The 11,007-nt window shown below is 61.0% G+C and carries 4 protein-coding genes, 11 pseudogenes and 1 other annotated feature; of the genes and pseudogenes, 8 read left to right on the top strand and 7 right to left on the bottom strand.

From position 1 onward, the window contains the following. Window positions 1–4: 4 nt before the first annotated feature. From KRX52_RS13000 to KRX52_RS12985, 4 genes and pseudogenes are all read left to right on the top strand, one after another. A complete protein-coding gene (locus KRX52_RS13000; protein WP_367890544.1) occupies window positions 5–1,030 on the top strand; it encodes an IS5 family transposase in 1,026 nt (341 codons plus the stop codon). A gap of 394 nt (window positions 1,031–1,424) precedes the next feature. Beyond that, on the top strand, window positions 1,425–3,110 hold the full coding sequence (gene istA / locus KRX52_RS12995; protein ID WP_217682152.1) for an IS21 family transposase: 1,686 nt from the start codon (window positions 1,425–1,427) through the stop codon (window positions 3,108–3,110). Next, window positions 2,998–3,747 (top strand): IS21-like element IS1474 family helper ATPase IstB, encoded by a 750-nt coding sequence (gene istB / locus KRX52_RS12990; protein WP_217682151.1) that lies wholly within the window; start codon window positions 2,998–3,000, stop codon window positions 3,745–3,747. The genes istA and istB overlap by 113 nt, the downstream gene beginning before the upstream one ends. Window positions 3,748–3,840: 93 nt before the next feature. Further along, window positions 3,841–3,972: pseudogene (locus KRX52_RS12985) on the top strand (IS1595 family transposase); the annotation flags it as partial. A 4-nt stretch (window positions 3,973–3,976) separates the two neighbouring features. Here the strand turns inward: KRX52_RS12985 and KRX52_RS12980 are convergent. Beyond that, window positions 3,977–4,417 (bottom strand): annotated as a pseudogene (locus tag KRX52_RS12980) (transposase); the annotation flags it as partial. Window positions 4,418–4,474: 57 nt separating this feature from the next. Here KRX52_RS12980 and KRX52_RS12975 point away from each other — a divergent pair. Further along, window positions 4,475–4,744: pseudogene (locus KRX52_RS12975) on the top strand (IS1595 family transposase); the annotation flags it as partial. Window positions 4,745–4,780: 36 nt separating this feature from the next. Here KRX52_RS12975 and KRX52_RS12970 read toward each other — a convergent pair. Then, window positions 4,781–4,957 (bottom strand): annotated as a pseudogene (locus KRX52_RS12970) (IS3 family transposase); the annotation flags it as partial. A gap of 168 nt (window positions 4,958–5,125) precedes the next feature. Between KRX52_RS12970 and KRX52_RS12960 the strand changes: the two are divergent. Further along, a pseudogene (locus KRX52_RS12960) lies at window positions 5,126–5,646 on the top strand (ATP-binding protein); the annotation flags it as partial. On the opposite strand, the pseudogene KRX52_RS12955 reads toward KRX52_RS12960, so the two are convergent. The 5 genes and pseudogenes from KRX52_RS12955 to tnpC all read right to left on the bottom strand — a co-directional run. Then, window positions 5,596–6,511: pseudogene (locus tag KRX52_RS12955) on the bottom strand (IS3 family transposase); the annotation flags it as partial. The pseudogenes KRX52_RS12960 and KRX52_RS12955 overlap by 51 nt on opposite strands. Then, window positions 6,117–6,233 (bottom strand) — a sequence feature (AL1L pseudoknot). (Overlaps the previous pseudogene by 117 nt.) Before the next feature lie 22 nt (window positions 6,512–6,533). Then, a pseudogene (locus tag KRX52_RS12950) lies at window positions 6,534–6,836 on the bottom strand (transposase); the annotation flags it as partial. 92 nt (window positions 6,837–6,928) lie between these two features. Beyond that, the gene (locus KRX52_RS12945; protein ID WP_217682150.1) at window positions 6,929–8,617 is read right to left on the bottom strand and encodes a sigma 54-interacting transcriptional regulator; all 1,689 of its coding nucleotides are present in this window, start codon (window positions 8,615–8,617) and stop codon (window positions 6,929–6,931) included. 76 nt (window positions 8,618–8,693) lie between these two features. Beyond that, a pseudogene (locus KRX52_RS12940) lies at window positions 8,694–9,137 on the bottom strand (integrase core domain-containing protein); the annotation flags it as partial. Continuing rightward, a pseudogene (gene tnpC, locus KRX52_RS12935) lies at window positions 9,138–9,837 on the bottom strand (IS66 family transposase); the annotation flags it as partial. Here tnpC and KRX52_RS12930 point away from each other — a divergent pair. Beyond that, a pseudogene (locus KRX52_RS12930) lies at window positions 9,819–10,037 on the top strand (SDR family oxidoreductase); the annotation flags it as partial. The pseudogenes tnpC and KRX52_RS12930 overlap by 19 nt on opposite strands. Window positions 10,038–10,082: 45 nt before the next feature. Further along, window positions 10,083–10,530: pseudogene (locus KRX52_RS12925) on the top strand (IS30 family transposase); the annotation flags it as partial. Window positions 10,531–11,007: the final 477 nt, after the last annotated feature.

The raw sequence follows: 11,007 nt of genomic DNA, 5'->3' as shown, positions 1-11,007 counted from the left end.
AAAGATAGACTTTTTCGACTTTGGCGTCGGGTCGCATCATGGCGAGGCTGGCTCCAGAAAGAGATCGGGAGCACAGCATCAGGCATCAGCTTTTCGCTTTGAATGTGGGGTTTGTGGAGCACTTACGATGGATCGGGTGGTGCCGTGGAAGGGATTGATTGCCTTGATTGAGCCGCACTACCCCAAGGGTGAAGGCGGTCGCCCGGCGTATCCATTGATGGCGATGCTGCGCGTGCACTTGATGCAGAACTGGTTCGGCTATAGCGATCCTGCGATGGAGGAGGCGCTTTACGAGACCACCATCCTGCGCCAATTCGCTGGGTTGAGCCTGGAGCGTATTCCGGACGAAACCACCATCCTCAACTTCCGTCGCCTGCTGGAGAAGTATGAGTTGGCGGCCGGTATCCTTGGCGTAATCAATGGCTACCTGGGAGATCGCGGCCTGTCGCTGCGACAGGGCACCATCGTCGATGCCACACTGATCCATGCGCCGAGTTCAACCAAGAACCAGGACGGCAAGCGCGATCCGGAGATGCACCAGACCAAGAAAGGCAACCAGTACTACTTCGGCATGAAGGCGCATATTGGCGTGGATGATGAGTCGGGGCTGGTGCACCACGTGGTGGGCACCGCGGCCAACGTGGCGGATGTCACGCAGGTCGATCAGCTGCTGCATGGTGAGGAAAACGTTGTCTGCGCGGATGCCGGTTATACCGGCGTCGAGAAACGCTCCGAGCATGAAGGGCGCGAAGTCATCTGGCAGGTTGCAGCTCGTCGTAGCACCTACAAGAAGCTCGACAAGCGCAGCGCGCTATACAAAGCAAAGCGCAAGATCGAGAAGGCCAAGGCCCAAGTGCGTGCCAAGGTCGAGCACCCGTTCCGGGTGATCAAGCGGCAGTTCGGCTACGTGAAGACGCGCTTTCGTGGCCTGGCGAAAAACACGGCACAGCTGGTGACGCTGTTCGCGCTGTCGAACCTGTGGATGGCGCGCCGACATTTATTGATGCACGCAGGAGAGGTGCGCCTGTAATGCGGAAAATGGCCGTTGCGAGGTGCTTGCAGCGGCCAGAAACACGGAAATGAGCGAGCCATCTGGTCGATTTTGACCCACTGCCCGCTTTCAAAATCGGCGAAGGCCGAAGTCGGCCAGAAATGCCGGTCTACTTCAGACCTTCCCTAAGGAAGGTCTGAAAAACATGCGGATTTCGGAGCATCGTGACCGGCCGTTTCGGTTGATCGTGACCGGTCATTTCGCTAACGCGTGACCGCTCATTTCGGTAGCAACGTGACCGTTTTTCCGCTTGTTCCGAAACAGGCGGTCACGGCTTACCGAAGTCGCCGGTCACGGCTTAGCGAAAGCCTTCCTCTTCGTTGCGCATGACCTGACGCGACCGTCACCCTCGTCCGATTTCGGGAGACGAGGGATGGCGGCGCCGCGAGTAGCCATGCGAAACATCAAAGAATGTCTGCGCCTCAAGCTTGAGGCCGGTTTATCCCACGAGAAAATCGCCCGCGCCTTGCAGCTGTCCAAGGGAGTGGTCAGCAAATACGTCATGGCGGCCCGTGTGGCCGGGCTGGACTGGCCTGCGTTGGCGGCCATGGATGAGGCCGCACTGGCTGCCGCCTTGTTTACGCCGACGCCAGCGGGCAAACCGCGCGGTGAGCGGGTGCTGCCCGATGTGCTGAGCATCCACCGCGAGCTGCGGCGCAAGGGCGTGACCTTGCAGCTGCTGTGGGAGGAATACCTCGCCGCGCATGCGGGCCAGCCGACCTACCGCTACACCCAGTTCGTCGAGCACTACCGGCGTTACGCCCAGACGCTCAAACGTTCGATGCGCCAGGTGCACCGGGCGGGCGAAAAGCTGTTCATCGACTATGCCGGCCCGACGCTGCCGGTGGTCGATCCGGCCACCGGCGAAGTGCGCCGGGCGCACATCTTCGTCGCCGCCCTGGGCGCCTCGAATTACACCTATGCCTGCGCGACGCCGGGCGAAACCCAGGTGGACTGGCTGACTTCGCTGAGTCAGGCGCTGACCTACTTCGGCGGCGTACCGGAGATGGTCGTGCCTGATAATCCGCGCGCCCTGGTCGCGCTGCCGGATCGTTACGAGCCGGGCCTGAACCGAGCGGCGCTGGAGTGCGCGCGCCATTACGACACCGTGCTGCTGCCGGCGCGGCCACGCAAACCCCAGGACAAGGCCAAGGCCGAGGTGGCGGTGCAGGTGGTCGAGCGCTGGATCATGGCGCGCCTGCGTCACCGGCAGTTCTTCAGCCTGCATGCGCTCAATCAGGCCATCGCCGAGCTGCTGGAAGATCTGAATCGGCGACCGTTCAAGCGGCTCGACGGCTGCCGGCGCGACTGGTTCGAGCGCCTGGATCGCCCGGCGCTGCGAGCGCTGCCGGTACATCCCTACGAGGTCGCCACCTTCAAGCGCTGCAAGGTCAGCATTGACTACCACGTCGAGGTCAATGGCAGCTTCTACAGCGTGCCCTCGGCCCTGGCCCGGCAGAGCGTGGACGTGCGGCTGACGGCGCACACCCTGGAAGTGCTGCATGGCACCCGGCGGGTGGCCAGCCATGTGCTGCTGGGCCGTCGCGGCGCCTACAGCACCCAGCGCGAACACATGCCCGCCGCGCACCAGGCCCATCGTGAGTGGACACCGCAACGCCTGCTCGACTGGGGCGAGCGGATCGGCCCCTACACACGCCAACTGATCGATCACCAACTGACCCACAAGCCGCATCCGGAGATGGGCTACCGCGCCTGCCTCGGCCTGCTTTCGCTGGCTCGCCGCTATGGCAATGCACGGCTGGAAGCCGCCGCCGAGCGGGCCGTCCAACTGCGCGCCTTCACCGGGCGCAGCGTGCGCAACCTGCTTCAGCAAGGGCTGGATCAGCAGCCGCTGCCCAAGCGTGCGGCCGAAACGGACTTACCCGAGCACCACGAAAACGTCCGTGGCGCCAACTACTACCAACCCCCGCAACAGGAGCTGTTCGATGATGCCGCAACACACCCTGAATCAACTGCACCAGCTACGCCTGGACGGCATGGCCCGCGCGCTGGAGGAGCAATGGACGCTGCCGGCCAGCCACAGCCTGAGCTTCGATGAACGCCTCGGCCTGCTGCTCGACCGTGAACTGGCCTGGCGTGACAACCAGCGCTTGGTACGGCTGCGCAAGAAGGCCAAGCTCAAGTACGCCAACGCCTGCCTGGAAGATCTCGACCGCCGCCCTGGGCGCGCCCTGGACGAGCGCCTGATCGCCAGCCTGGCCAGCGGCGACTGGATCCGCCAGCAGCACAACCTGCTGCTGACCGGCCCGACCGGCGCCGGCAAGACCTGGCTGGCCTGCGCCCTTGGTAATCAGGCCTGCCGCCAGGGATACAGCACCCTGTACCTGCGCACCCCGCGCCTGCTGGAGCAACTGCGTATCGCCCACGGCGACGGCAGCTTCGGCCGCACCCTGCAACAGCTGGCCAAGGTCGACGTCCTGGTGCTGGACGACTGGGCGCTGGCCCCGCTGGAGGAAGGGGCTCGGCATGACCTGCTGGAGGTGATCGACGATCGCGCCGGCAACCGTTCCACCATCCTCACCAGCCAGCTGCCCCTCGAACACTGGCACGGCTGGATCAACGACCCGACCCTGGCCGACGCCATCCTCGACCGTCTGGTGCACAACGCCTACCGACTGACGATGAAAGGCGAGTCACTGCGCCGGAAAAAAGTAGAGGAGCAAACCGCATCGTGACCGATGCGACTACAATCCAGAACCCGCGCAACCGGGGTGGAAGCACCGGTCACGTATTAGCGAAACGCTCGGTCACGTTCACCGAAATCCGCAGCCAAGCACGAGAGCGGCATTATCGAAGCCGACGAGACGTTCTTTCTGGAGTCCTTCAAAGGTCAGCGGCACTTACCGCGAGTGCCTCGTCAGCGCGGCGGGGTCAGTGTGACGCGAGGTACCGACCCAGATCAAGACGGCGGGTGGTCTTGCCTTGCCGCAGGCAGATGATCAATTCCTTGCGCAGTTCGCCGACCGGCAGGGCATAGATCGCGTTGTAGATCGTCTCGCGGCAGACGTAGGCGTCTTCGAAGTTCGGGAATTCCATGGCGCGGAGCTTGCCGGCAATCTGCTCGGGAGAAAAGCATTTTCGCAGCAGGTGGATGACCAGCTCGAACAGTTCTTTGCCAGGGATCAGCTTTTGCCGAGGCCGGCAGGGAATACGGCGCTCACGCATCGCTCGCTGGGCATGTAGGGTGATGTACTCCCCTTGGGCATCGCGGTTACGGCGGATCTCGCGACAGATCGTCGAGGGGCTGCGGTTGAGCATTCGGGCAATGGCGCGCTGGCTCATGCCGCGCAGCAGGCCGACCTGGATGTCCGAGCGTTCTTCGACGCTGAGTTCGTGGTAAGACATGGCAACACCGTACCGGAAAGGTCAGGTGTTGCACTCAGTTTTTGCCGCCGCCCCGCATTTGCCAGAACCACCGGTATTACGCACCAGGTTATTCAGGCACGCCCTGGTCGCAGGGTTCGCGAGGGGGCGTTTCACATCCAAAACGTCAATGCGTACCACAGTCGCTTGAAGAGCTGGATGGCGCGCTTTCATGGCGTGGCCACCCGCTACCTGCCAAATTACCTGGGCTGGCGCCGCATGCTGGAGCGCTACGCCGCCGCCATCACGCCGGAGCACTGCTTGCAGGAAGCGCTCGGCAGACCAATACAACACGTAACGGGGACATAGCCTTTTTCAAGGTAGTTGTCGCGTCGACCGTGTTTTTTATGCTGCGTCTTTCTGCTGCGATTGTTTCCGATCCGGATTGAGCATGACCGCTCCGATGGGCTCCCAATTTCGTGTGTTGCCTGACCAGCGTTCTGGATAGCGGGCACGGGCTTGCTGATAAAGCGCATGCCGGCGAGCCAGCACCTGCTGATCCACGCCGCGGTGGCGCTCCCGATTGATTCTGGAGCCTGCGTCATGATGCGTCCCGACGCCAAAGTCGAAAAAGACTACCTCTACCCCAAACCCGTCGACTTCCGAAAATCCATCGACGGCCTGGCCGCTCTGGTCGAGCTGGATATCAAAGTGGCGGTGTTCGATCCGGTGCTGTTCGGGCTCCACTACTACCGTAGCCCACGTGGCCTCGACAAGGAGCTGGTCCTCCAGCTCAGCATTGGCCAGGGGCTGCGCGACGGCCTCAACCCGATCATCGGCGGCCCCACCGGCGTGGGTAAACCTGGCTGGCCTGCGCCCTGGCCCACCAGGCCTGCCGAGATGGCTACAGGGTGCGTTACCTTCGCCTGCCGCGCCTGCTGGAAGGACTGGGTCTGGCCCATGGCGACGGGCGTTTCGCCATGCTGATGAGCGGCTACGCCAAGACCGACCTGCTGATCCTTGATGACTGGGGCCTAGCCCCGTTCACCGCCGAACAGCGTCGCGACATGCTGGAACTACTGGACGACCGCTACGGTCAGCGCTCGACCCTGATCACCAGCCAGATGCCGGTGGACAACTGGCACGAACTGATCGGCGACCCGACCCTGGCCGACGCCATCCTCGACCGCTTGGTGCACAACGCCTACTGCACGCCACAGATCGCTGTGGTGGATCAAGCTGCCCTGGTCGACCGGCCGGCGGGCATATAACGCCTGCTCCAGCGCATCGAGCACAAAGTCGGTACGGGCTGAGCTGGACACGCGCCGGCCGACGATATGCCGGGCGAATACGTGGATGACAAAGGCCACATAGACGAAGCCCTGCCACGTGCTGACGTAGGTGAAGTCCGACACCCAGAGCGCATTTGGCCGTTCGGCACGGAACTGGCGGTTAACCTTATCCAGCGGGCACGGCTTGGTCTTGTCGCTGATCGTAGTCTTGACCGGCTTGCCGCGTACGACACCTTGCAGCCCCAGTCGCCGCATCAGCCGCTCCACCGTGCAGCGCGCTACCACCACGCCCTCCCGCAGGAGCTGCCGCCAGACCTTACGCACGCCGTAGGCCTGAAAGTTCTCCTCCCAGACCCGCTGGATATGCCCACTTAGCACCTCGTCACGCCGCGCCCGGGGGAACGCTGCTCGGGGGCAGCCTGGCACATCGCATGGGCGTAGTAGGTTGCTGGAGCGATCGGCAGTACCCGGCAGATCGGCTCGACTCCATAAACCGCACGATGCTCGTCGATGAACGCTTTCATGGCTTGAAGCGGCGGTCGAGTTCCGCCTGGGCAAAATACGCAGACGCCTTGCGCAGGATTTCATTGGCTTGGCGCAGCTCACGCTCCTCGCGCTCCAGCGTCTTGATCCGCTCGCGTTCACCGCTGGCCTGACCTTCGCACTTGCCGCTGTCACGCTCGGCCTGACGCATCCAGCGGCGCAGCGTTTCGGCGGTACAACCGATCTTGGCGGCAATCGAGCAGATCGCCGCCCAATCCGATTCGTGTTCGTCTTGGTGCTCCAACACCAATCGAACCGCTCGCTCACGGACTTCCGGGGAATACTTCGTTGTTGTCTTCATGGCTCCATCCTCTCAAGAGTTGGAGCCTCCGGGAAAGCCGGGGCGGTTCAACACCCTCCATCGTCGCATACAGCCACAGAGCCAGCAGAATCTCCGGGGCAATCGCGCTGCGTCCGCAGCCGCCATCCACCGCCTTGATCCCGGCGTACAACCGCGACAGATCCTGCCGCTCGACGTAGCCCCACGCCAGCCGCGCCGAATGATCTTCCGCAAGCAGACTCTCCAGGTCACTGGGGCGCAGCTCGATCTGACTCCAGCTCGGGCGCTGCACACGCGCCGCCGCAGCCTTGAGGAGCGGCGCGGGAATAGGTAGATCGTCGAACAACTCGTCACCTGAGCCGGTCGTTCCTTACCGCCGGTTAAAACCCCGCGGCTATTCTCGCAGAGCACAGGCTCAGGTGGTTTTTTCACAGCATCTCAGTTTTTGCCGACGCCCTTCTTAAGTCGATAGGCCAGCGCCGGGCGGGTCAATCCCAGCAGCCGCGCCGCCTGAGAGATATTCTGCCCACAGCGATTCATCGCCACGCGCATTAGGCCCGATTCGACATCCTCGAGACTGATTCCCTTGTCAATAATTTGACTGAGCAAACCATCTCCGTTAACGGGCGGGTCCTCCATCATCCGGCCTTCGTTTGACAGCCTGCCGCCTTCGGTCGGCATCACCATCCCTGGGAACAGCGCCTCGACACTGATGCTTTCGTTGCTCTCGGTGAGAATCACTCCGCGTTCAAGGGCGCTCCCTAGCTCGCGTATATTGCCTGGCCATTGGTAGTGGAGGCAGGCTTCCATCGCAAGATTAGACAGGCCGAGGGTCTTCTTGCCGTATTCTTTGTATAGCTTTTCGAGAAAATGCTCGATCAGCAGTGGGATGTCCTCCACGCGCTCCCGCAATGGCGGGATATGCACCGGAAACACGTTCAGCCGGAAGAACAGGTCTGCGCGAAAGCGTCCTGCCTTAACCGCCTCTTCTAGGCTCTCGTTGGTTGCGCTGATCACCCGCACGTCGACTTTACGCGTGCACTCGCCGCCGACACGTTCCACCTCTCCTTCCTGCAACACCCGCAGCAGGGCGGCCTGGGCCTTCGGGCTCAACTCAATCACCTCATCCAAAAAGAGGGTACCGCCGTCGGCTCGTTCGAAACGTCCGGCGCGCGAATTGACCGCGCCGGTATAGGCGCCCTTGTCGACGCCAAACAGCTCCGACTCGAGTAGATCCGCCGGAATTGCCGCGCAGTTTACCGCGACGAAAGGTTGTTTGGCACGCTCGCTGCGCATGTGCACGCTACGAGCAAGCACCTCCTTGCCCACCCCGGTCTCGCCCAACAGCAGCACAGGGACCTTGCTGCGCGCAGCCTTGTCGACGGCCTGACAGGTGCGCTTGTAGGCTGGCGAATGGCCGATGCCGTAATATTGATGATCGTACCTCATCAAGCGGCTGCGCAAGCTGGCAACCTGTTTCTGCAGCTCATAGCGGTCCGCGACGATAGGATCGCTGTTGAAGTGGGCTTCGAAACTGCTGATGTCGTCCCACTCCTCGGCAGTCTTGCCGACGATAAGGCATTTATCGTCGCCACACCCGCGACAACTGGTTTCCTGGAAGATGATTTTTCGTCCCATAAATGACGAGCTATAGCCGCTGGCGTAGCCCAACACCGTCCAGCAAACAGGCTCATTCATCAGGCCTAGCTCGGTAAGACAGATATCCACTTCAAAGGAATTAACCCACTCAGCCTCTACGTTGAAACGTCCGCCTTGGATGTCGATATCCATCGTCAGCAAGCGTACTTTGACTAGCCCCTTGAGCGCATACAGCTGCGGCCCAGCTAGAAACACTTCCTCATCGCGCATGCCGGGCCGTATCTTGCGCGCCAGCTCGGCATCCATCAGGCCTGAGTGATAGCCCAGCCGCAGGAAGAAACCCTTGGCCAGCTCGACGCCGATCAAGCTGATGATCTCGCGACGGAAGCTTGCCAGCGTAGAGAGCTGCATCAGCAGCACACGTTGCTCTCCAAGCCAGATCTTGCCTTCGTCTGTGTCGAAACGGATCTGACCGCTAAGGTCTTGTAGCTCTTTAAGCTGAATTTTTGTTATATTTGTAAGTGACACTTGTCAGCCTCTTTTATAAGCCGCCGATTTTACACCAGAGGATTGATGCAGTTATAGCTATGCTCCTCGGGGATTTTCAAGGTAGTTGAAGTAGCGGCTCCTGCTCCGGGTTCAGGCACACGATCGGTGCCAGCGACCAATTCCTGATGTTGCCACTCCAGCGCTCCGGATGCCGTGCGCGCGCCGCCTCGTACAGCTCGATACGCCTTTGCAGCAGCTCGTCCGCCTGGCCGGCATGCCGCTGCGCCGGCGTCACAAACTTCAGCGCGCTGTGGCGATGCTCGTGGTTGTACCAGTCCACGAAGCGGTTCACCCAGTTCCTGGCCTGCTCCAGCATGCCGAAGGGCCGTTCCGGCCACAGCGGGCAGTATTTCGCCGTGCGAAACAGGGCCTCGGCATAGGCGTTGTCATTGCTCACCCGCGGGCGGCTGAACGAGGGCATCACGCCCAGGTTCTGCATGGCCGCCAGTTTGCGGCTGTAGACGTCCATGATCATGTACCAGTAGAAGTAACGGCCCTTGGCGTTCTCGGCGCGGTTGTTGTCGATCGGCAGATGCCCGCCTTCTATTGTAGCACACCAGCCTGCTCCAGTTGCCGGCCAGGTAGTTCACCGCCTGCCCAGAGTGGTTTGCCAGGCGACCTGCGGCCGGGTCTTGTCCAGCCAGGCTTTGAGCTGGTCGAGCAGCGGCTGGCTGAGTTGCAGGCGTGCAGCCTGGCGCTCGGTATCGCAGGCGTCCTTCAGGTCGCGCTCGATACCGTAGAGCTTGTTGATCAGGTTCAGCGCCATGTCGGCACGGCCGGTCTTACCCTTGGGCTGCACCTTCTGCGCTTCGACGAACTTGCGCCGCGCATGCGCCCAGCAGCCCAGGCGCTCGATCCCTTCCTGCGCGGCCACGGCGTTGTAGCCAGCGTAGTCGTCGGTCATCAGGTAGCCGCGGTAGCCGTCGAGCAGGCGCAGCGGCACCGTCTGCGCGCGGCTGGCGGTGTAGTCGAAGAGGATCACCGGCTTATCCGGTGGACCACCGCTTTGCACCCACATCCAGGACTGCGCGGTGGGATCACGTCCCGGCTCATGCAGCACCTGCAGCCGTGTTTCGTCGCAGTGCAGCACCGGGTAGTCCAGCAGCTTGTCGCGCATGAGATTGAGGGAGGTCGCTTGGTGTTGGTCGACCGCTCTGAACTAGTCCACGAGCTGTCCCACGAGGCACCTCCACGCCGTATCCCGCGTAATGCTGCAGAACAGAGCGAGCAGGAGAAGGTCTGGTACCAGCAGATCGTCGATCAGACCATCCAAAGCAGCCTGATGAAGCGCTACGGCACCACCGATGAACAGGCGGCCGCCATTCTCTTCCTCGCCTCCGACGATGCCTCCTGCATCACTGGTGTGACTCTGCCAGTGGCAGGTGGGGATCTTGGCTGATCCTTGCACCTGATAAATGGAGAAATCGACGTACCACGAAGCTAGGCAGTGGGCACCCTGGTCGAGCGCACAAGCGGTTACCTGATGCTAGTGAAGATGCGCGATGCGACGGCGACCTCGGCCGTGGAAGGCTTCAGCGCAGCGTTGGAACGGATGCCTCTGGCGGCGCGCAAGAGCATGACCTACGATCAGGAACGAGATGGCACGTCACGCGGAAATCACCCAGAAGACCGGTGTGGCGATCTACTTCTGCGACCCGCACAGCCCTTGGCAGCGTGGCAGCAACGAAAACATCAACGGCCTGATCCGCCAGTACCTGCCCAAGGGCACGGACCTGTCGGTACACAGCCAGGAAGAACTCGACGCCATTGCACAGCAACTGAACATGCGTCCACGTAAGCGCTTCGATTTCAAATGTCCTATAGAAGTCATGGGCGAGGTGATGCAAAAGGCTATGGCCATGCAGCATGACGCTCCGGCTTCAATTCAATAACCGTGTTGCACTCAGCTCCTGCAACCGCCGAGCGTTCACGTTGCATCAAAACAAGAGGTTTTTCTGCGCGCTCGATCATTTGATCGATCCAGCTGACGGCTGGATGCCCTTAGCCAGGCCGAAAATTTAATTAAAATCGAATAAAATCAATTGGCTAAGATTATATTTCGATAGAGATTAAGAGTCGGCATGGCATTTGCAGAGAATTAGTGGTGATCAGATGGACTAATGAATCGCTTAGTTTTACTTTATGTTTATATGTATAAAGTTCTTGAGAATTATAAAGACGGATGCGGGGCTGCAAAGGCTGGCTATAAATGCAGAAGTCATAGTCTTAGCATTTTTTGCCGAAAAATAACAAAGGAGCCATGGCGATGACCCTGGGACTCGACTACCTCAATGGTTTGCTTGAAGAAGATAAAGAAAAAGGAATCTATCGCTGCAAGCGAGAGATTTTTACCAGTCCTGAGCTGTTCG

Origin of the sequence: Geopseudomonas aromaticivorans (genome assembly GCF_019097855.1) — a bacterium.
Lineage (GTDB): Bacteria > Pseudomonadota > Gammaproteobacteria > Pseudomonadales > Pseudomonadaceae > Geopseudomonas > Geopseudomonas aromaticivorans.
Note: the sequence above shows the minus strand (reverse complement) of the source record. Positions and strands in the feature narration are given on the sequence as shown.